Here is a 20,627-nt window from a genome sequence, read left to right on the forward strand (position 1 = left end):
GGCGCTTGAGGCTTTGCGTTCGCTTGCTATAAAGCCGCCCAATGGTCGATGATGGGCAAGAGCCTGCGACACGGCCATGTGGGAAGAGGGGTGACATGAAGAGTTTGAAGTCACTGGGTTTTGCGGGCCTGATCGCCACCATGGCGCTGGGTGGCGCGCTCCATGCGCAAGCCCCCGCGGCGACGCCTGCGACGGCTTCCCCCACCGCGACCGCGACGCCTCCGGCCTCCGGCCAAGCCGCCGCCACCGCGACCACCAAGGATGCAGCCGCGCCCGCCGCCGCCGCGCCGGCCGACAGCGCCGCCGCGACGCCGGCCCCCGCGGCTTCCAAGATCCCCGAATTCTACCAGCCGACGCCGGGCATCGGCCAGCCGACCGACAAGATCTCGCTCCAGCCGCAGGTCACCGATCTCGGCCTCTTCGCCCAGCATTTCGACACCGCTTTGATCTGGGTGATTACGGCCATCAGCCTGTTCGTGCTGCTGCTGCTGGCGATCGTCATCGTCCGCTACAACCGTCGCGCCAACCCGACGCCGTCACGCACCAGCCACAACACGACGATCGAGATCATCTGGACGGTGGCGCCAGTGCTGATCCTGCTCTGCATCGCGGTGCCGTCGATCAAGCTGCTCGCCCGCCAGTATGCGACGCCGAAGCCCGATCTGACCGTGAAGGTGATCGGCCACCAGTGGTACTGGTCGTACCAATATCCCGATAACGGCGACTTCGAGGTCGTCTCCAACATCCTGACCGACGCGCAGGACAAGGCGAAGGGCGAACCCCGCCAGCTCGGCGTCGATGCCCGCATGGTCGTGCCGGTCGATTCGGTGATCAAGATCATCACCACCTCGGACGACGTGATCCACTCCTTCGCGGTGCCGGCCTTCTGGACCAAGATGGACGCGGTTCCCGGCCGCCTGAACGAGACATGGTTCAAGGTGAACCGCCCCGGCCTCTATTACGGCCAGTGCTCGGAACTGTGCGGCGCGCGCCACGGCTACATGCCGATCGCGGTCGAGGTCGTCTCCAGGCAGCAATTCGCCCAGTGGGTCGCCGCCAATGGCGGTACGATGCCGGGGGCAGCGAAGCCTGCCTCCAGCGACGCGACGGCCAATTCGCCGATCAGCAATCCGCCGGCGGGCACCGCCAATCCTGAACCCGGTGCCGGTGAATCCACCACCGCGACCGAGAACAGCACCGCCGCCGCGACGCCCGCGTCGCAGGCTGCCACGACCAACTGAGGCCCGGACCGATGACCGATACCACGGCCACCCCGCATTTCTTTGAAGCGCATGGCGACGCCCACGGGCATCATCACGACGCGGATCACAAGCCGGGCTTCTTCGCGCGCTGGTTCATGTCCACCAATCACAAGGACATCGGCACGCTCTACCTGATCTTCGCGATCACCGCCGGCATCATCGGCGGCGCGATCTCGGGCATGATGCGCGCCGAACTGATGGAGCCGGGCATCCAGTATCTGCCCACCTGGGCGCATTACTGGCACCAGCCCGAAGGCCGCGACGCGGCGCTCCATCTGTGGAACGTGCTGATCACCGCGCACGGCCTGATCATGGTCTTCTTCATGGTCATGCCGGCGATGATCGGCGGATTCGGCAACTGGTTCGTGCCGATCATGATCGGGGCGCCGGACATGGCGTTCCCGCGCATGAACAATATCAGCTTCTGGCTGATCATCCCGGCGTTCCTGCTCCTTCTCGGCTCCACCTTCGTGCCGGGCGGAACGGGCGACGGCGCGGGCACTGGCTGGACGCTCTACGCGCCCCTGTCGACGTCCGGATCGGCCGGCCCGGCGGTGGACATGGCGATCCTCGCGCTTCACCTGGCGGGCGCGTCGTCGATCCTCGGCGCGGTGAACTTCATCACCACCATCTTCAACATGCGCGCGCCGGGTATGACGCTGCACAAGATGCCCCTCTTCGCCTGGTCGGTGCTGGTCACCGCCTTCCTGCTGCTGCTGTCGCTGCCGGTCCTCGCCGCCGCGATCACCATGCTGCTGACCGACCGCAATTTCGGCACGACCTTCTTCGATGCGTCGGGCGGCGGCGACCCGATCCTCTACCAGCACCTCTTCTGGTTCTTCGGACACCCCGAGGTGTACATCATGATCCTGCCGGGCTTCGGCATGATCAGCCACATCATCGCCACCTTCTCGAAGAAGCCGGTGTTCGGCTATCTCGGCATGGCCTACGCGATGGTCGCGATCGGCGTGGTCGGCTTCGTCGTGTGGGCGCACCACATGTATACGACCGGCCTCGACGTGAACACGAAGATGTATTTCACCGCCGCCACGATGGTGATCGCGGTGCCGACCGGCATCAAGATCTTCTCGTGGATCGCGACGATGTGGGGCGGATCGATCGAGTTCAAGACCCCGATGGTCTGGGCGATCGGTTTCATCTTCATGTTTACCGTCGGCGGCGTGACTGGCGTGGTGCTGTCCAATGGCGGCATCGATAACTATTATCAGGACACGTATTACGTCGTTGCGCACTTCCACTACGTGCTGTCGCTCGGCGCGGTGTTCTCGCTGTTCGCGGGCTTCTACTACTGGTTCCCGAAGATGTCGGGGAAGATGTATTCGGAAGCGCTTGGTCAGATCCACTTCTGGCTGTTCTTCATCGGTGTGAACCTGCTGTTCTTCCCGATGCACTTCCTCGGCCGGCAGGGGATGCCGCGCCGCTATCCGGACTATCCGGACGCCTTCGAGAAGTGGAACCACCTGGCGACCATCGGCTACATGGTGATGGCGTTCAGCATGATCTTCTTCTTCGTGAACGTGTTCTACACGCTGTTCGCGGGCAAGAAGGCGCCGAACAATCCGTGGGGCGAGGGGGCCACGACCCTCGAGTGGACGCTGCCGTCCCCGCCGCCCTACCACCAGTTCGAGACCCTGCCGGTGATCGGCGACGAAGATCACCACTGATTCACGGCACTGATCCGGGTCGTATTTTCTGCTAGGGCCGCGCCCGGAGCGACGTTTCCGCTCCGGGCTTCGGTTCGAGTGAGATGAAGGACAGAATGGCGAGCGCGCCGATCGTTACATCGAATATGCCGGCGGAATGGCGCGACTTCTGGGCGCTGACCAAGCCGCGCGTGATGACGTTGGTGGTCTTCACGGGTCTGTGCGGCCTGCTGATCGCGCCGGGCCATATCCATCCGGTGCTGGGCTTCACCGCGATCCTGTGTATCGCGCTGGGCGCCGGCGCCGCTGCCGCGCTCAACCAGTGGTACGAGGCCGATCTCGATGCCAAGATGAAGCGGACGGCCAATCGCCCGCTTCCCGCCGGGCGCATGAACCGCCAGTCCGCGCTCCATTTCGGCGTGGGCCTCGCCGCCTTCTCGGTGATCCTGATGGGCCTCGCGGTGAACGCGCTCGCCGCCGCCATCCTGATCGTCTCGATCCTCTTCTACGTGCTGATCTATACCGTCTGGCTGAAGCGCCGGACGCCGCAGAACATCGTCATCGGCGGTGCGGCCGGCGCCTTCCCGGCGCTGATCGGCTGGGCGGCGGTGACGGGGCGGGTGGACGTTCTGCCGGTGCTGCTCTTCTTCCTCGTCTTCCTGTGGACGCCCCCGCATTTCTGGGCGCTCTCGCTGTTCGTGAACTCGGACTATGCCGCCGCCGGTGTACCGATGATGAGCGTTGTGGCCGGCACGAAGGCGACCCGCCTGCAGGCCTTCCTCTACAGCTGGCCAATGGCGGCGGTGGCGATCGCGCCCTGGCCGCTGGGCCTCGCCGGACCGATCTACGGCATCGCGGCGATCGCGCTGAACCTAGTTTTCCTGGCGCTCGCCGCGCGCGTCGGCTTCAGTCGCGAGGCGGATCCGGCGCTGATGAAGGCCGAACGCCGCCTGTTCGGCTATTCCATCCTCTATCTCTTCGCGACCTTCGGCGTGCTGGTCGTGGACAAGCTCTGGTTCGCCTGATGGCCCTCGATCCCGAAACCGAAACCGAAGTCCGCCGCCGTCAGCGCAGCCGGGCGATCGTCACCGCGCTTCTGCTCGGCGCCTTCGTCGTGCTGGTCTACGCGATCAGCATCGCCAAGATGCTCAAGTGAGCGCGGCGTCCCGCAACCTGCGCACCGGCCTGATCGCGGGCGCAGTGGCCTGCGGGATGGTTGGCATGGGCTTCGCGGCGGTGCCGCTCTATCGCATCTTCTGCCAGCAGACCGGCTTCGGCGGCACTGCGCGGATCGAGGAGGGGGCGAAGGCGCCCGGCGACACCGGCAAGATCGTCACCGTCCGTTTCGACGCCAACGTCTCCGACAAGCTGCACTGGACCTTCGAGCCGGAGCAGAAGACCGAACGCGTCGCGATCGGCGCCCGCCAGCTCGCCTTCTTCGACGCGACCAACCTGTCCGACAAGCCGATCACGGGATCGGCCGCTTTCAACATCTCGCCCGACCAGAGCGCACAATATTTCGTGAAGGTGCAATGCTTCTGCTTCACCCAGCAGACGCTCCAGCCCGGCGAAACACAGCGGATGCCGGTGGTGTTCTACGTCGATCCCGCCTTCCTGAAAGACCCGGACAATGCCGGGGTCAGCGAAATCACGCTCAGCTACACATTCTATCCTGTGGACCACGCGCCCACCCAAGGCTAAGGTCCACGCCGAACACGGCCTCAAGAGCCGACAGACAGGGACGAGAGAGACGATGGCCGGTGCGAAGAACCACGACTACCACATCCTTCCGCCGAGCCCCTGGCCGCTGCTGACGGCCTTCTCCGCGCTGGCGCTCGCATCCGGCCTGATCATGTTCATGCACTCGGTTCCCTACGGCAAGCTGCTGCTGCCGGTGGGTCTGCTGCTCACCGTCTCGATGATGGGCTTCTGGTGGGCGGACGTGATCAAGGAGGCCCATGCCGGCGATCACACGCCGGTGGTGCAGCTCCACCTGCGCTACGGCATGATCCTGTTCATCGCTTCGGAAGTGATGTTCTTCGTCGGCTGGTTCTGGGCCTTCTTCGACGCTTCGCTCTTCCCCAAGGCGGTGGAAGCGGTCGGCGGGGTGTGGCCGCCCAAGGGGATCGAACCGCTCAATCCGTTCAAGTTCCCGCTGCTCAACACCTTGATCCTGCTCTGCTCGGGTACGACCGTCACCTGGGCGCACCATTCGCTGATCCATGGCGATCGCAAGGGGCTGAAGCAGGGCCTGTGGTGCACGATCCTGCTCGGCCTGCTGTTCAGCTCGATCCAGGCATGGGAATATATCCACGCGCCGTTCGCGTTCAAAGGCAACATCTTCGGTGCCACCTTCTTCATGGCGACCGGCTTCCACGGTTTCCACGTCATCGTCGGCACGATCTTCCTGATCGTCTGCCTGATCCGCGCCTACAAGGGCGACTTCACGCCGCGCCAGCATTTCGGCTTCGAGGCGGCCGCCTGGTACTGGCACTTCGTCGATGTGGTGTGGCTGTTCCTGTTCCTCTCCATCTACGTATGGGGCGGCTGGGGCGCGACCTACGCCGGCTGAACGGGCAGCCGCGACGATGCAGGCTATGAGGGCGGGGGTGCGAACTTCCGCCCTTTTTTCAATTTCGCGGTCGTGCGCGCCGAGGGGCGGACGGAGGCGGGTGGCCCAACTTGCCTTCGCGTCCGAACGCTTCGCCGCTATACCCTCGTCATGACCACGGACCCGCCGCCCACCGAACCCACGATCGCTGCGGCGGGTCTGCAGGGGCTGTGCCCCAGGTGCGGCGCCAAGACGTTGTTCGGCGGCATGGTCAAGTTCGCGTCACGCTGCCGGGCCTGCGGGCTGGACTTCGATCGCTTCAACGTCGGCGACGGACCGGCGGCTTTCCTGACGCTGATCGTCGGCGCGGTCGTCTGCATCGCGGCGATCACTCTCGAACTCTCGGTAAGCCCGCCTTGGTGGTTGCACGTGATCATCTGGCCGCCGGTCACGACCGCGCTGGTGATCGTCTCGCTGCGCGTCGCCAAGGGTATGTTGATCGCATCCGAATATCGCAACCGCGCCGGGGAAGGTCACCTCCGCCGCGAGCCGCCGCAGCCATGAAGATCCGCATCCCCATCCTGCCGACCCTGCTTGTCATGCTCGCCGCGGGCATCATGATCTGGCTCGGCATCTGGCAGTTGCACCGTCTCCATTGGAAGGAGGGCCTGCTCGCCGAATATCGCGCCGCCGCCGGCAAGCCGCCGGTCGCCTTCCCGCGCGACCTGACCGACCAGTCCCTGCTGTTCCGCAAGTCGGAAGCCTTCTGCCTCCAGCCCGTCGGCTGGCGGGCGAGCGCGGGGCGCAACGAGGCCGGCCAGTCGGGCTGGAAGCACATCGCCGATTGCCGCACCGGCGCCGAGGGGCCGGGCTTTGCGGTCGACATGGGCTGGTCCGAAAAGCCCGACGCCCCGGCCGGGTGGAAGGGCGGCGAGGTCTCCGGCGTGATCGGGCCGGATCATGACGACCAGATACTGATCGTCTCGGCCGTCGCAGCACCCGGCCTGCAGCCGAGCCAGCCGCCCAGCCTCGACGACGTGCCCAACAACCATCTCGCCTACGCGGTGCAGTGGTTCATCTTCGCCGGGCTGGCGGTGCTGATCTACGGCATCGCGCTGTGGCGGCGGGGGAGGGTGTCGGCCGGCTGACGGCTCCGTCGCCCGAAATTGACAAAGTTGACAGCTGTGAAGGCGAAAAGAAGGCATTCCTGCGCGGCGATCGACGGTGAGAAAGAGCCGGCCGGCCACCCCGACCGGCGCGAGCGTGACAGACGAAATCCTACATTGGAAGGGCAGGCGATTCCGGCCTCAAGCCGATCATTCCCTTCCCGCAACGATGGCGCTAGGCTGCGCGCGATCAGGGGGGTACATGCACGTTCATCTTCCGAAGCCGATCCATGGTTGGCGTCAGTTTTTCGGCGAAGTCGGGATCATCGTGATCGGCGTGCTGATCGCGCTGGCGTTCGAGCAGGTGGTCGAGTGGGCGCACTGGCGCCATGTCGTCCATCAGGACGAGGAAGTGCTCAACGGGCAGGTGGAGGGCTATTACGGCGCGATGCTGGCGCGGGTCGATCAGCAGGCCTGTATCGACCAGCGCCTGTCCGATCTGGGTGTCATCCTCGCGCGGCACGATGCGGGCACACCGCTCGGCATCACGGGGCCGATCGGCCGCCTGAGCGCGTTCGGTGGGGATGACAGCGCGTTCGAGATGGCGATCGCCGATCAGTCGCTCGCGCACATGAGCCTCGCGTCGAAGCAGCGATTCTATGATGCCAGGGGATCCTACAAGACCTTCATCGCAAGCCAGGATATTGAGATGGAGGCATGGCGCACGCTGCGCACGGTCGATAGGCAGGCGCATCTGTCGCCTTCGGACTGGAGCGACATCGCGAAAGCCTATGATCGTGCCGTCGACGTGAACGGGGTGATGAAGGCCAATCTCACGACGACAAATGCCACTACGTGGCTGACGCCGTTCGGATCGTTCGAGAAGCCGACCGACGCGAGCCTGCGGTCCCTGCCCTGGGTCAAGCAATTGTGCGCGGGAACGGTGATCGGGAAAACGGCAGGCAACGGCAAGGCAGGCGCCTGATCGCCCCTGCCGATCGTCGCGGTGCGCCGATCCGGTTCGCGCCCTTGTGAAGCCGTGCCGGAACGGACGGCCTGCTCCGTCCTCTCCGCTTGCCCCTTGTCCCCCCGCCGTCTAAGCCGCGCGGCCATATGCGCTACATCTCCACCCGTGGGCAGGCCGATGCGCTCGGCTTCCAGGCTGCCACCCTTGCCGGTCTCGCGTCCGACGGCGGGCTTTATGTGCCCGAGGGCTGGCCGACGCTCAGCACCCAGGAGATCGAGGCGCTGGCCGGTCTCACCTACGCCGAGACGGCGGTGCGCATCCTCGCCCCCTTCGTCGGCGATGCGCTGTCCGAGGCCGATCTGCGCGCGCTGTGCGAGGCCGCCTACGGCCGCTTCAGCCATGCGGCGGTGACTCCGCTCGCGCAGCTCGATCACCGCCATTTCCTGCTGGAACTGTTCCACGGGCCGACGCTGGCCTTCAAGGACGTCGCGCTGCAGATGCTCGGGTTGCTGTTCGAGCGCTTCCTGTCGGGCGGCGACCAGCATCTCACCATCGTCGGCGCGACCTCGGGCGACACCGGATCGGCGGCGATCGAGGCGGTGGCGAACCGCGCGCACATCGACATCTTCATGCTGCACCCGAAGGGCCGCGTCTCCGACGTGCAGCGCCGCCAGATGACGACGGTGCTGGCGGAGAACGTCCACAATATCGCGATCGAGGGCGATTTCGATCAGGCGCAGGCGCTGGTGAAGCGCATGTTCGGCGACCGCGACTTCGCCGGGCGCTTCCAGCTGTCGGCGGTGAACTCGATCAACTGGGCACGGCTCGCGGCGCAGATCGTCTATTATTTCTATGCGGGCGTGCGGCTCGGCGCGCCGCATCGCGCGATCGCCTTCTCGGTGCCGACCGGCAATTTCGGTGACGTGTTCGCGGGCTTTGTCGCGAAGAAGATGGGCCTGCCGGTGGCGCGGCTGATCGTCGCGACCAACGTCAACGACATCCTTCATCGCGCGCTGTCGGCGGGCGATTACTCGACCGGCACCGTGACGCCGACCGCGACGCCGTCGATGGACATCCAGGTCAGCTCCAATTTCGAGCGGCTGCTGTTCGATCTTCACGGCCGCGATGCGGGCGCGCTGTCGGCGGCGATGAAGGGGTTCGAGGGCGACAAGGTGATGGCATTGTCGCAGGCGCAGCGTGATCGCGCGTCGGCGGATTTCGCCAGCGCCCGCGTCGATCACGAGGGCATGGTGGACGCGATGCGCTGGGCCCATGCCTCGGGTCAGGTGATCGATCCGCACACCGCGATCGGCCTCGCGGCGGCGCGTGCGGCGGAGTTGCCGGCCGACGTGCCGGTGGTGACGCTTGCCACCGCGCACCCCGCCAAGTTCGGCGATGCGGTGGAGGCTGCGATCGGCACGCGCGCTCCGCTGCCGGAGCGGATCGGCGGGCTGATGGAGAAGGAGGAGCGTTACGCCACGCTCCCCGCCACGTTCGAGGCGATCACCGGCTATATTGCCGAGCGCGCGAGGCCCCGCGCTTGAACCCGCGCCTCCATCGCCTGCCCAACGGGCTGACCGTTGCGGTCGATCCGATGCCGGGCGTCGAGACGCTGGCGGTCGGCCTCTACGCCGATGTCGGCAGCCGCTCGGAAGCGGCGCACCTCACCGGCCTCGCCCACATGGTCGAGCATATGGTGTTCAAGGGCGCGGGTGACCGCGATGCGCGCCAGATCGCCGAAGCGGCCGAGGATGTCGGCGGGCAGCTCAACGCGTGGACCTCGCGCGACACCACCGTCTTCCATGCGCGGCTGCTGCCGAACGATCTCGCGCTCGGCGTCGACCTGATCGCCGATCTCGTCCGCGCGCCGCATTTCTCGGCGGAAGAGCTGGAGCGCGAAAAGCAGGTGGTGCTGGCCGAACTTGGCGAATCGCGCGACACGCCCGACGACATCATCTTCGATCACCTCGCCGCCGCTGCCTATCCGGGCCAGACCTACGGCCGCCCGGTGCTCGGCGACGCGCAGACCATCGCCGCGATCGACGTGGCGGCTCTGAAGCGCTGGCTGGAGGAGCAGTATCGCCCGGCCGGGCTGGTGCTCGCCGCCGCCGGCAAGGTGGACGAGGATGCGCTGCAGAAGCTGGCCGAAGCGCGCTTCGGCGATCTCGCCGCCGGCGCGCCGCCCGCGTTTGAGCCGGCGCGCTTCGCTTCCGGTGTTGTCACGGATGCGCGACGCTTCGATCAGGTGCACGTCGCGTTCGCGCATCCCGGCGTCGATCAGCGCCACGGCGATGCCTATGCGCTCAGCCTGTTCGCCAGTGCGGCGGGCGGCGGCATGTCCTCGCGGCTGTTTCAGGAGGTGCGCGAGCAGCGCGGCCTCGCTTATTCGGTCTATGCGTGGAGCAGTGCGGCGGCGGACACCGGCCAGCTCGGCGTCTATTGCGCCTCGGCCAAGGCGGATGCGCCGCGTGCCTTCGCGCTCGCCCGCGAGGTGCTGGCGCGCACGGCGGAGGATCTCTCCGAGGCCGAACTGGCGCGTGCGCAGGCGCAGGCCAAGGCGGGGCTGCTGATGGGGCTCGAATCGGTGCAGGCGCGCTGCGACCATCTCGCCCGCCAGATCCAGGTCCACGGCCGCATCGTGCCGGTAGCGGAGACGGTCGCGCAGATCGAGGCGGTGGATGTCGCCCACGCGCGGCGCGCCGCGAACGACGCGATCGGCGGCGGCATCGCGACCGCCAGTGTCGGCGGCAAGCTCGCCCGTGTCGCCTGATACACTCGTCATTGCGAGCGTAGCGAAGCAATCCAGTGCCACAGGCGTGGCGCATATGGATTGCTTCGTCGCTTCGCTCCTCGCAATGACGGTGGAATGACAGGCACGCTGGTGAACCTTCAAACCCTCATCACCGAACCGTGGGCCGATTACGGCCTCGTCGATTCAGGCCACGGCCGCAAGCTGGAGCGCTATGGCCGCTTCCGGTTCGTCCGGCCTGAGCCGCAGGCGATGTGGGCGCCCGCCTCCTCGGAATGGAAGCACGATGGCGAGTTCCTCGGCGCGTCGGACGAGGATGGCGGCGGACGCTGGCACCTGAAGGGCAACGTACGCCGCGACTGGCCGCTCGGCTGGCAGGACGTGAAGTTCCACGCCGCCAACACGCCCTTCCGCCACCTGCAATTCTTCCCCGACATGGCGCCGCAATGGGCGTGGATGCGTGATCGCGTCGCGACGGACGACGAGGTGATGAACCTCTTCGGCTATACCGGCGTCGGCTCCCTCGCGCTGGCCGCCAAGGGTGCGAAGGTCACGCACGTCGATGCGTCCAAGAAGTCGGTCGAGCAGGGCAAGGCCAATGCTTTGCTCTCCGGCATGACCGACAGGCCGATCCGCTGGATGATCGACGACGCCACGAAGTTCACCGCGCGCGAGGTGCGGCGCGGGCGGCGCTATGCCGGGATCATGCTCGATCCGCCCAAGTTCGGGCGCGGCCCGACCGGCGAGACCTGGCGGCTGGAAGAGGGCCTGCCCGGCCTGATCGCCGATTGCGTGAAGCTGCTGGACCGCGAATCGAAATTCCTCGTCCTCACGGTCTATGCGGTCCGCATGTCGGCGCTCGCCATTGCCGAACTGCTGCGGCAGGCGACCGCCGAGCTGTGCGGTACGGTCGAGGCGGGCGAGATGGCGGTGCGCGAGGAGGCGCGCGGCCTGCTCCTCCCCACTGCCATCTTCGCCCGCTGGTCGAGTGGCGGCTGAAACCCTGCCGTCATTGCGAGGAGCAAAGCGACGAAGCAATCCAGATGCGCGGCGCTCGTGGCGCTGGATTGCTTCGCTATGCTCGCAATGACGATGCAAGAAGCGCTCAATACACCAATATCTGCCCCTGCATCCCCGATGCGACATCGAGCGCCACCGACGAGGTGAGATCGAACGGCCCACGCGCGCGCGGCGTCACCACGAATTCGCGGGTCGATTGCGAGGGAACGGTAACGATGCCCTCCCGGATCGCCTGCATGCCGCCGCGCGCATCGCGGATGTCGGCGCGTGCGAAGAAGCCCTTGGCCGAGAAATTATGCCCGCTCACGTCGCGGTTCACCAGCACGATGCGGGTCGGCACGTTGATCCTCAGCCGGATCACCTGGGGGTGGAACTTGCGATCCTGCATCACCACGGTGCGCGTCGGGATGGGCTTTGCGGCGGGCGCGGCCTGTACCGGTGTCGCCGCGATGGGCGCCAGCAGCGGGAGGGCGGCGGCGAGGGCAAGGGCGATACGCTTCATCTTGGGCTCCGTTGGTCAGTCTCGAAGGCTTCGTAACGCCGCACCGGCGGCAAAGGGTGCGCCGAAAGTGAGGAGCAAGGCGGTCGCGGCCAGCAGCTTGAGCGCCTGCGCGTTCGTCGGTTCGAGCGCGCCGGCACCGAAGATCAGCAGCGGTACCGCGAGCGGCAGCAGTACGAGGCCGGCCAACGCGCCACTCCCGCGCAGGCCGGCGGTGAGCGCGGCCACCGTCAGGCCCAATGCGGCGAGCGCGGGCGTGCCGATCGCCAGCCCGGCCTCCAGCCGGCCGAGCGTCGCGCCGTCCAGCCCGAGCAGCGCCGAGCCGGGCAGCGCCGCCAGCATCAGTGGCGGGCCGAAGCTCAGCCAGTGTGCGGCGATCTTGGCGGCGGCGACGCCTTCGTCCGCGATCCCGCGCGCCGCGAACTGATCGAGGATCCCTGCCTCGGCATCGGGGGCGACCAGCCGCTCGATCGGCAGCAGCGCGGCGAGCAATGCCGCCAGCCACAGCATCCCGCCGCCGGCCTTCGCCAGCAACCGCGCATCCGGCCCGACCGCGAAGGGGAAGAGGGTCGCCGCGATCAGGAAGAACACCACCGGCAGGCCGGCGGCGCGCAGGCCGCGTAGCGTGTCGCGCAGGATGAGGGGGGAGATCATGCGAGGATCCCGTCGAGCACGAGGTTCGCCGCATCGTCGACCGGCAGCGGCAGGTGGGTGGCGGTGACGACGGCGCCTCCAGCATTCCGATGCGCGCGGATCGCTTCGCCCAGCCGATCGACCCCCTCGGCGTCCAGCCCGTTGGCCGGCTCGTCGAGCAACCACAGCGCCGCGCCGCTCGCGATGGTGCGCGCGATGGCGGCGCGGCGGCGCTGGCCGGTCGAGAGATAGCGCACCGGCACGCGGGCGATGTGGGCGATACCCATTGCCTCCATCGCGGCTTCCGGATGCGTGCCGTCGAGCTTTGCCCAGAAGCCCAGCGCCTCGCCCAGCGTGCGATCCGTATCGAGAGCCGTCGCCTCGCCCAGCCACGCGACGCGGCCATCGCGTTCTACCGTGCCGGCGGACGGGCGGAGCAGCCCCGCCGCGATGCGCAGCAGGCTCGATTTGCCGACGCCATTGGGGCCGGTCACGACCAGCGCCTCGCCCGGCGCGACCGTCAGCGTCAGCCGCTCGAACAGCAGCCGGTCACCGCGGAGGCAGGCGACGTCGCGTAACGCCAGCATCACGCCTCGCCATCCTCCAGCGCGTGCATGTCGTCGTCCGACAGGCCGAAATGATGGCCGATCTCGTGGATGATGACATGGGTGACGAGCGCTTCCAGCGTCACTTCGCCCTCGGCCCATTCGTCCAGCAGAGGGCGGCGGTACAGATGGATGACGTCGGGCATCGTGCCGCTGTCGTCGACGCTCTTCATGCCGATCGGGCGGCCGGTGTAGAGGCCGGAGAGCGCGAAGGGATCGTCGATCCCCATCTCGTCCAGCACCGCTTCGTCGGCGAACTCTTCGACCTGCAGCACCACGCCGTCGAGATGCGCGCGGAAGGCATCCGGCAGGCGCGCCATCGCAGCGCGGGCGATCGTCTCGATCGCATCGGCATCGGGGGAGAGGCCCCAGGGGGTTTGACGGGCGGTCATCGCATCGCGACAGTAGAAGAGCCGAGCGGAGGTGCAATGGAAGACAGCGGCCCGGAGGTGGGGTTCGAGCAGGTGGTCAAGCGCTTCGGCGGTCTGGCGGTCGATCATGTCGATTGCACGGTCGCGGCGGGCAGCTTCGTGGCGCTGGTCGGCGGATCGGGGGCGGGCAAGTCGACGCTGCTCAGGATGGTCAACCGGCTGGTCGAGCCGGACGAGGGGCACATCACGATCGGCGGGCGCGATGTCGGCGAGGGGCCTGCGCCGCTGCTCCGGCGGCGGATCGGCTATGTCTTCCAGTCGATCGGGCTGATGCCGCATATGAGCGTCGCCGAGAATATCGCGCTGCCGGCGCGGATCGCTGGGACGGCGCCACCGGACCTCGCCGAGTTGCTGGCGATGGTGGAGCTTCCCGCGGACTATGCCGGGCGCCGCCCCGATGCCTTGTCCGGCGGCGAGCGCCAGCGCGTCGGCGTCGCGCGCGCATTGGCGACCGGCGCGAAGCTGATGCTGCTCGACGAGCCGTTCGGCGCGCTCGATCCGGTGACGCGCGACGCGATCGGACGGCGCTATCGCGATCTCCATGATCGGCTCGGCCTCACCTCCATCATGGTCACGCACGACATGGCCGAGGCGCTGCTACTGGCCGATCGCGTGCTGGTGATGGCGAAAGGCCGCATCGTGGCGGACGCGACGCCGGCCGAGATGCTGTCGGGCAAGGCGGGCCCGGAGGCGGACGCGCTGGTCGCGGTGCCGGCGCGGCAGGCCGTGGCGATCGAGGCCTTGCGAGGGTGACCGAGATCGCATCCCTCGCGGCGCATCACATCCTGCTCGCGGCCGCCGCTTTGGCGCTGGCTCTGCTGATCGCGGTGCCGCTCGGCCTTGCCGCCGTGCGCCGTCCCAAGCTGGCCAGCTTGGTGCTGGGTGTCGCGGGGGCGATCCAGACCATCCCCGGCCTCGCGCTGCTGGCCCTCTTCTATCCGCTGCTGCTGACGGTCGGCCATGGCGTGCCGGCACTGGGCTTCCTGCCGGCCTGGATGGCGCTGACGCTCTATGCGCTGTTGCCGATTCTGCGCAATGTGGTGGCGGGGGTGCGCGGACTCGACGCGGCGGTGATCGAGGCGGCGGAAGGCATCGGGATGACGGCCATGCAGCGCCTGCGGCTGGTCGAGGCGCCACTCGCGGCCCCCGTGGTGATGGCCGGAATCCGCACCGCGACCGTCTGGACGATCGGTGCGGCGACGCTGGCCACGACCGTTGGCGCGGCGAGCCTTGGCAATCTGATCTTCGCCGGCCTCCAGACCGAGGACTGGGCGCAGGTGCTGAAAGGCTGCGTCGCTTCGGCGGCGCTGGCGCTGGTGGCGGACGGGCTGCTCGCTCTGGTCGAGCGCGGGCTGGCGAAACGCGAGCGCTGGTCGCTGTGGCTGGGGGCGGCGGGCGTCGCGATCGGGCTGCTAGCGGCGGGCGTGCCTCTGGTCGGCGGTGGGCAGAAAATGGTGGTGGTCGGCGCCAAGAATTTTTCCGAGCAATATGTCCTTGCCCGGCTGATCGGGGATCGGCTGGAAAAGGCCGGCTATGCGGTCAGCTATCGCGAGGGGCTGGGATCGGCCGTGGCGCTGCGTGCGCTGCGGCAGGGGGATGTCGACGTCTATGTCGATTATTCCGGCACGATCTGGGCGGATTCGATGCACCGCGACAAGCCCGCGCCGCGTGCCGAGACGTTGGCCGGGATCGCCGATTTCCTGAAGCCCGCCGCGCTGGTCGGCCCGCTGGGGTTCGAGAATGCCTATGCGTTGGCGATGAGGAAGGGGCGCGGGATCGGCGATCTGCAGGCACTCGCCGCGTCCGCGCCTTCGCTTCGGCTCGGCGCCGACCTTGAATTCCTCTCCCGCCCCGAATGGCGTGCGGTGCAGTCGGCCTACGGGCTGCATTTCGCCTCGCAGCGGGCCTATGCGCCGACCTTCATGTACCGCGCGCTGGAAAGCGGGCAGGCCGACGTGATCTCGGCCTTCTCGTCGGACGGGCGGATCGCGGCGGATGATCTGGCGGTGCTTGCCGATCCGAAGCACGCGCTGCCTGGCTATGACGCGATCCTGCTGGTCTCGCCCGCGCACGCACACGATGCGCACTTCCTTGCGGCGGTGAAGCCGCTGGTGAACGCGATCCCGGTGGCGGCGATGCGGCAGGCGAACTACATGGTCGATCGCGACAGCGGCAAGGTGTCGCCCGATCAGGCGGCGCAGTGGCTGGCCGCGCATCTGGCCAAGAACTGAGGAGCAAGTGATGGCCGAGATCGTCAACCTCAACCGGGCGCGGAAAGCGCGTGCCAAGGCGGAGGCGGGCAAACAGGCCGAGGCCAATCGCGCGAAGTTCGGTCGCACCAAGGCGGAGAAGGATCGCGACGCCGCCGAGCAGGCGCGCCGCGACACGCTGCTGGATGGAGCGAAGCGGGGGGACTAGCTTCAATCGTCATTGCGAGGAGCGAAGCGACGAAGCAATCCAGTTGCGTGGCGTTCGTGGCTCTGGATTGCTTCGCTTCGCTCGCAATGACGATCGGTCAGTAGGCCAGCGCACACCCGTCCGCGCGCATCTCGCTGGCGGCGGCGTAGACGAGCTGGCCGGCGTCGGGCTTGTATTCCACGCATTCGTAGCGGCCGAAGCCGCCGTCCGACGCGCCGATCACATGGCCCATCGCCGCGAGCTGGGTGCGCGTCGCCTCCGGCACGCCGCTTTCGAGGCGCAGCAGACCCGACGGCGGCAGGCCCGCCCCGTCCTCACCCATCGACTGCGAGGAGCCTTCATGGTGCCAGCGCGGACTGTCGGAGGCGGCCTGCACGTCCAGCCCGTAATCCTCGCGGTTGACGATGATCTGCGTCTGGCCCTGCGGCTGCATGTCGCCGCCCATCACGCCGAAGGCGAGCCACGGCGTCCCGTTGCGGGTGGCGAAGCCGGGGATGATCGTCTGGAAGGGGCGTTTGCCCGGCGCGTAGATGTTGGGATGACCGTCCTTCAGTGAGAAGAGCTGCCCGCGATCCTGGAACATGAAGCCCAGTCCATCGGCCACCAGCCCCGATCCCATGCCCCGGAAGTTGGACTGGATCATCGACACCATCATGCCGCTGCTGTCCGCGCAGGAGAAATAGGTGGTGTCGCCATGGCTCGGCGCCTGCCCCGGATAGACCGGCATGGTGATCTTCGCCGGGTTAATCAGCTTGGCGCGCTGGGCGGCATAGTCCTTCGAGATCAGCCACTCGACCGGCACCTTGGCGAAGTGCGGATCGGCATAATAGCGGGCGCGATCCTCATAGGCCAAACGCTTGGCCTCGACCTGCAGGTGGATCGACAGCGGCGACTGGAAGCCGGCGCCGCGCATGTCGAAATGCTCCAGCATGTTGAGCATTTGCAGCGTCGCGATGCCTTGCGTGTTGGCGCCGAGCGCGTGGACGGTGACGCCGCGATAATCGGTCTGGTGCGGCTCGATCCATTCCCCGTGGTGGGCGGCGAGGTCGGCTGCGGTCATCCAGCCGCCGATCCGCTTGAAATAGGCCTCGATCGTCTTCCCGATCTCTCCGCCGTAGAACACGTCGCGGCCGCCTTGCGCGATCATCCGGTAGGTGCGGGCGAGATCGGGGTTGCGGAAGATCTGGCCGGTCTGCGGGCCTCCGTGCCCCATGCCGTAGGTCTTGATCGCATTAGCGGTCTCCTCGACGCCGGAGCCGGGGCGGAGGAACACCTTGAGGTTGCCGCGGATGTAATGCGCGATGATCTCCGGCACCGGCACGCCCTGTTCGGCATAATGGATCGCCGGCTCGAACAGCTCGGCCCATTTCAGCCTGCCGTAGCGCTGGTGCATCATCCACCAGCCGTCGAGCGCGCCCGGCACCGAAACGGCGATCGCGCCGAGCGGCGGGAGGGCGCCGTTCTTCGCGCGAGACCGGGCGATTTCCAGCGTCAGCGCGTGCGGGGAGCCGCCCGATCCGGCGAGGCCGACCACCTTCTTCTGCTTCGGGTCCCAGATCATCGCGAAGCAGTCGCCGCCGATGCCCGATGAGGTCGGCTCGAGGAAGCCGAGGCAGGCGTTCATCGCAATCGCGGCATCGACCGCCGATCCGCCTTTCTTGAGCGTATCGATCGCCGCCAGCGTGGCGAGCGGCTGCGCCGATCCCGCCGCGCCGTTGATCCCGTAGACTGCGCTGCGCGTCGCGAAGCTCGCGCCGACCGGCCGATCGCCGGCATGGACGTCGGGGCGGATGAAGCGCTCGTCGCCGCTGGGCTGGAAGCCCGGCAGCGGCGCCGGCGTCTCGGCGAGCAACGGGACCGCGACGGCGGCGGCGGGCAGCGAGGCGAGGAATTGTCTGCGGCGCAAGGGCGGTCTCCGTATCCCCCCGGAGGCGGATGGGAGTGTTGCGGCACGGACGTGCAATAGCAAGCCGGATCAGGCCGCGACCAGTTTGTCCTCGCTTATCGTCAATGTGAACACGGCCCCGCCGTCGGGATCGGTCGCGGCGCCCACCGCGATGCCCAATGCGTCCGCGAATCCTTTCACGATGGCGAGGCCGAGGCCGCTGTCCCCGCTGCGGTCGCTGCCCTTGCCGCGCGCGAAGGTCTCGAAGATCGCCTCCTCGTCGCCCGGCTGGATGCCGGGGCCGCGATCGCGCACCTCCAGCAGCACGGCGCCCGCCGTCCGGCGCGCCTCGATCGCGATGGGACCGTCGGGCGCGCCGTGCTGGGCGGCATTGGCGAGCAGGTTGATCAGGATGTGGTGGAGCAGGCGCGGATCGGCGCGGACCAGCGGCAGCGTCGCCGGGATCGCCAGGTCGATGCGGTTCTTCGCCAGCGTTTCCTTGAGATCGTGTACCGCCGCGCTGGCCGCGTCGGTCAGGTCGATCGGTTCCGGCTCCAGCTGGAGCGCCCCGGCATCGATCCGCACCATGTCGATCAGATTGTCGAGGAAGCGCTTGAGCCGCTGCACCTCGCGCCGGGCGAGCGCGACCTCGGGCGATTTCGGTGTCTCGGCCGCCAGTGCCTCGACCGCACCGGCCACCGAGGTGAGCGGGGTGCGCAGATCGTGCCCGATCGAGGAGAGCAGGGCCGCACGAAGCCGGTCCCGCTCCTTGAGCAGCGAGAGTTCGTGCATCTCGCCTTCCATCTTCAGCCGTTCATGCGCCAGCGCCGCCTGATTGGTGAGCGTCGAGAGCAGGACCGCACGATCGGCGCGCACCGGCTCGGTGCCGTCGGCGCGCGCAAGGCCGAGTACCGCCAGGGTGCCGAGCGCCGTCTTGAGCGGATGGAACTGCCAGTCCGCCGCTGCCAGCGTCGCGGTGCCGCGCCCGGCCGGCTCGCCCCGCGACCAGCACCAGTCCGCCGCCGCCTGATCGACCGGGCCGAGCGGCGCCGCCTCGGGCTGGGCAGCGACGATGCGCAAGCTGCCCTCGCGCTCGGCGATCAGCATCGTGTCGCAATCCATCAGGTTGCCGACCTCGAGGCAGACCGCGCTGGCGGTCTCGTCCCAGGTCGAGGCGCGGGCGAGCGACTGGCCGAAGGCGGCGATCTGCGCGTTCTCCGATGCGCTCCGTGCCGACAGGTTGGCGCGCAATCGCAGCCGTCCGGCAAGATTGCTCACCAGCGCCGCGATGCCGATCAGCACCAGCATCGTCAGCAGGCTCTGCGGATCGGCGATGGTGAAGGTGTGGAGCGGCGGCAGGAAGAAGAAGTTATAGGCAAGGCCGGCGACGAGGCTGGCGAACAGGCCGGGCCTCAGCCCGAAGCGCTGCGCCGTGAGGATGACGGGCAGCAGGTAGATGAGGTCGAGTCCGCCCGCGCCCACGAGCGGCTGGGCAAAATGATCGATCACGGTGGTCAGCGCCACCAGCAGCACCGCGATCACGTAGGGGACGGGACCGCCCCAGCCATCGACGAGCGGGGCGAGGCCGCGCCCGCGATTTTCCGCCGGGCGGGTCGCAGGAATGACGTGCAGCGCGAGACCCTCCGGTCCCTCCTTGATCATTCGCTGGACGACCGATCCGTGGCGCAGCTCGAACCACCAGCTGCGCCGCGACTTGCCGAGGACGAGCTGGGTCGCGCGGCTGGCGGCGATCTGGTCGAGCAGCCCCTGCGCGACGTTCTCGGCCGGCATCCGCGCGATCGTCGCGCCCAGGCTGGCGGCGAGGCGCAGTACGTCGGCGATACGCTGGCGCTGCTCCTCGCCGAACGTCTCGGCCCGCGCCGTCTCGATCACCACCGCCGTCCACGGCGCCTTCAGCGCATCGGACAGCCGCTTGGCGACGCGGATCAGCGTGTCGCAGCCGGGTTGCTCCGATACCGCGACCAGCACGCGCTCGCCGCCGGCATAGGCGCCGGGCATGGCGCCCGCGTCTAGCATCTCCAGCATCTGCCGATCGACGCTCATCGCCGCGCGGCGCAGCGCCATCTCGCGCAGCGCCGACAGGTTGGGCTTGGAGAAGAAATGCTGGAGGGCGCGCGTCGCCTCTTCCGGCACGTAGACCTTGCCGTCCTTCAGCCGATCGATCAGGTCGTCGGGCGGAATATCGACGACCTCGATCTCGGCCTGCTCGAACACGCTGTCGGGCACCGTCTCGCGCACGCGGACACGGGTGAAGCTGGCGACGACGTCGTTGAGGCTTTCGACATGCTGGATGTTGAGCGTGGTCGCGACGTCGATGCCGGCGTCGAGCAGTTCCTGCACGTCCTGCCAGCGCTTGGGATGGCGGCTGCCCTCGACGTTGGAATGGGCGAACTCGTCGACCAGCGCCAGTTGCGGCCGGCGTTCGAGGATCGCGTCCAGATCCATCTCGGCGAGATTGTGGCCGCGATGTTCGACGATGCGGCGCGGTACGATCTCGAACGGTGCGACCAGCGCTTGCGTGTCGGCGCGTCCGTGCGTTTCGACCACGCCGATCACCACATCGATCCCGGCGCGCAATTTCTCCGCGCCATCGAGCAGCATCTCGTAGGTCTTGCCGACCCCCGGCGCGGCGCCGAGAAAAATCTTCAGACGCCCGCGCCCCTCACGCGCGGATTGCTTCAGCAACGCCTCGGGGGAGGGGCGGAAATCATCGCTCATCGGCCTGCTTCTACGCCGCCTGCGGGGCGGGCACCACCGCGCTTTACGCGAGGCTTATGCCGAAACGGGATTTCCCCATTGCATGGCACCCGCCAGCG

Annotated in this window: 21 protein-coding genes; 15 read left to right on the forward strand and 6 right to left on the reverse strand. The window is 67.8% G+C overall.

Annotation, left to right across the window (positions count from 1 at the left end; genetic code table 11):
• Window positions 1–95 precede the first annotated feature (95 nt).
• The 12 genes from coxB to QGN17_RS17825 all read left to right on the forward strand — a co-directional run bounded on the left by coxB (window position 96) and on the right by QGN17_RS17825 (window position 11,298).
• Complete coding sequence (coxB, locus tag QGN17_RS17770) at window positions 96–1,241, forward strand: cytochrome c oxidase subunit II (RefSeq protein WP_281045938.1); 1,146 nt, start codon at window positions 96–98, stop codon at window positions 1,239–1,241.
• An 11-nt stretch (window positions 1,242–1,252) separates the two neighbouring features.
• The gene (ctaD, locus tag QGN17_RS17775; protein WP_281045939.1) at window positions 1,253–2,947 is read left to right on the forward strand and encodes a cytochrome c oxidase subunit I; all 1,695 of its coding nucleotides are present in this window, start codon (window positions 1,253–1,255) and stop codon (window positions 2,945–2,947) included.
• A 95-nt stretch (window positions 2,948–3,042) separates the two neighbouring features.
• Window positions 3,043–3,951 (forward strand): heme o synthase, encoded by a 909-nt coding sequence (locus QGN17_RS17780; protein WP_281046052.1) that lies wholly within the window; start codon window positions 3,043–3,045, stop codon window positions 3,949–3,951.
• A complete protein-coding gene (locus QGN17_RS17785) occupies window positions 3,951–4,082 on the forward strand; it encodes a hypothetical protein (protein WP_281045940.1) in 132 nt (43 codons plus the stop codon). Before QGN17_RS17780 ends, QGN17_RS17785 begins: the two co-directional genes overlap by 1 nt.
• On the forward strand, window positions 4,079–4,627 hold the full coding sequence (locus QGN17_RS17790; RefSeq protein WP_281045941.1) for a cytochrome c oxidase assembly protein: 549 nt from the start codon (window positions 4,079–4,081) through the stop codon (window positions 4,625–4,627). The genes QGN17_RS17785 and QGN17_RS17790 overlap by 4 nt, the downstream gene beginning before the upstream one ends.
• A gap of 52 nt (window positions 4,628–4,679) precedes the next feature.
• Window positions 4,680–5,498, forward strand: coding sequence for a cytochrome c oxidase subunit 3 (locus QGN17_RS17795; protein ID WP_022692682.1), 819 nt, complete (start codon window positions 4,680–4,682; stop codon window positions 5,496–5,498).
• Window positions 5,499–5,648: 150 nt separating this feature from the next.
• The gene (locus tag QGN17_RS17800) at window positions 5,649–6,041 is read left to right on the forward strand and encodes a DUF983 domain-containing protein (RefSeq protein ID WP_281045942.1); all 393 of its coding nucleotides are present in this window, start codon (window positions 5,649–5,651) and stop codon (window positions 6,039–6,041) included.
• Window positions 6,038–6,625 carry an SURF1 family protein gene (locus tag QGN17_RS17805; RefSeq protein ID WP_281045943.1) on the forward strand — a complete coding sequence of 196 codons (588 nt, stop codon included), beginning with the start codon at window positions 6,038–6,040 and terminating at the stop codon, window positions 6,623–6,625. Before QGN17_RS17800 ends, QGN17_RS17805 begins: the two co-directional genes overlap by 4 nt.
• A gap of 220 nt (window positions 6,626–6,845) precedes the next feature.
• Window positions 6,846–7,568, forward strand: a complete 723-nt coding sequence (locus QGN17_RS17810; RefSeq protein ID WP_281045944.1) for a hypothetical protein — start codon at window positions 6,846–6,848, stop codon at window positions 7,566–7,568.
• A 128-nt stretch (window positions 7,569–7,696) separates the two neighbouring features.
• Entirely contained in the window at window positions 7,697–9,094 is a 1,398-nt protein-coding gene (gene thrC / locus QGN17_RS17815) for a threonine synthase (RefSeq protein WP_281045945.1), read from the forward strand.
• The gene (locus QGN17_RS17820) at window positions 9,091–10,320 is read left to right on the forward strand and encodes a M16 family metallopeptidase (protein ID WP_281045946.1); all 1,230 of its coding nucleotides are present in this window, start codon (window positions 9,091–9,093) and stop codon (window positions 10,318–10,320) included. Before thrC ends, QGN17_RS17820 begins: the two co-directional genes overlap by 4 nt.
• 96 nt (window positions 10,321–10,416) lie before the next feature.
• Window positions 10,417–11,298 (forward strand): class I SAM-dependent methyltransferase, encoded by an 882-nt coding sequence (locus QGN17_RS17825; protein WP_281045947.1) that lies wholly within the window; start codon window positions 10,417–10,419, stop codon window positions 11,296–11,298.
• A gap of 106 nt (window positions 11,299–11,404) precedes the next feature.
• Here QGN17_RS17825 and QGN17_RS17830 read toward each other — a convergent pair whose 3' ends face one another.
• The 4 genes from QGN17_RS17830 to QGN17_RS17845 are packed head-to-tail and all read right to left on the reverse strand — an operon-like array spanning window position 11,405 to window position 13,448.
• On the reverse strand, window positions 11,405–11,821 hold the full coding sequence (locus QGN17_RS17830) for a cupredoxin domain-containing protein (RefSeq protein WP_281045948.1): 417 nt from the start codon (window positions 11,819–11,821) through the stop codon (window positions 11,405–11,407).
• Window positions 11,822–11,836: 15 nt separating this feature from the next.
• Window positions 11,837–12,472, reverse strand: a complete 636-nt coding sequence (locus QGN17_RS17835) for a heme exporter protein CcmB (protein ID WP_281045949.1) — start codon at window positions 12,470–12,472, stop codon at window positions 11,837–11,839.
• The gene (gene ccmA, locus QGN17_RS17840; RefSeq protein WP_281046053.1) at window positions 12,469–13,038 is read right to left on the reverse strand and encodes a heme ABC exporter ATP-binding protein CcmA; all 570 of its coding nucleotides are present in this window, start codon (window positions 13,036–13,038) and stop codon (window positions 12,469–12,471) included. The genes QGN17_RS17835 and ccmA overlap by 4 nt, the downstream gene beginning before the upstream one ends.
• Window positions 13,038–13,448 (reverse strand): metallopeptidase family protein, encoded by a 411-nt coding sequence (locus QGN17_RS17845; RefSeq protein WP_281045950.1) that lies wholly within the window; start codon window positions 13,446–13,448, stop codon window positions 13,038–13,040. Before QGN17_RS17845 ends, ccmA begins: the two co-directional genes overlap by 1 nt.
• A gap of 36 nt (window positions 13,449–13,484) precedes the next feature.
• On the opposite strand from QGN17_RS17845, the gene QGN17_RS17850 reads away from it, so the two are divergent.
• Genes QGN17_RS17850 through QGN17_RS17860 form a run of 3 tightly spaced genes read left to right on the forward strand, consistent with a single transcriptional unit; the run spans window position 13,485 to window position 15,905 of the window.
• A complete protein-coding gene (locus QGN17_RS17850) occupies window positions 13,485–14,240 on the forward strand; it encodes an ATP-binding cassette domain-containing protein (RefSeq protein ID WP_281045951.1) in 756 nt (251 codons plus the stop codon).
• On the forward strand, window positions 14,237–15,718 hold the full coding sequence (locus tag QGN17_RS17855) for an ABC transporter permease/substrate-binding protein (RefSeq protein ID WP_281045952.1): 1,482 nt from the start codon (window positions 14,237–14,239) through the stop codon (window positions 15,716–15,718). The genes QGN17_RS17850 and QGN17_RS17855 overlap by 4 nt, the downstream gene beginning before the upstream one ends.
• A 10-nt stretch (window positions 15,719–15,728) precedes the next feature.
• Window positions 15,729–15,905: a DUF4169 family protein gene (locus QGN17_RS17860; RefSeq protein ID WP_281045953.1), complete on the forward strand. Its 177-nt coding sequence runs from the start codon at window positions 15,729–15,731 to the stop codon at window positions 15,903–15,905.
• Between the two features lie 97 nt (window positions 15,906–16,002).
• Here the strand turns inward: QGN17_RS17860 and QGN17_RS17865 are convergent, their stop codons facing one another.
• On the reverse strand, window positions 16,003–17,811 hold the full coding sequence (locus QGN17_RS17865; RefSeq protein ID WP_281045954.1) for a gamma-glutamyltransferase family protein: 1,809 nt from the start codon (window positions 17,809–17,811) through the stop codon (window positions 16,003–16,005).
• A gap of 69 nt (window positions 17,812–17,880) precedes the next feature.
• Complete coding sequence (locus QGN17_RS17870) at window positions 17,881–20,529, reverse strand: sensor histidine kinase (RefSeq protein WP_281045955.1); 2,649 nt, start codon at window positions 20,527–20,529, stop codon at window positions 17,881–17,883.
• Window positions 20,530–20,627 lie beyond the last annotated feature (98 nt).

Source organism: Sphingomonas oryzagri, assembly GCF_029906645.1.
Classification (GTDB): domain Bacteria; phylum Pseudomonadota; class Alphaproteobacteria; order Sphingomonadales; family Sphingomonadaceae; genus Solisphingomonas; species Solisphingomonas oryzagri.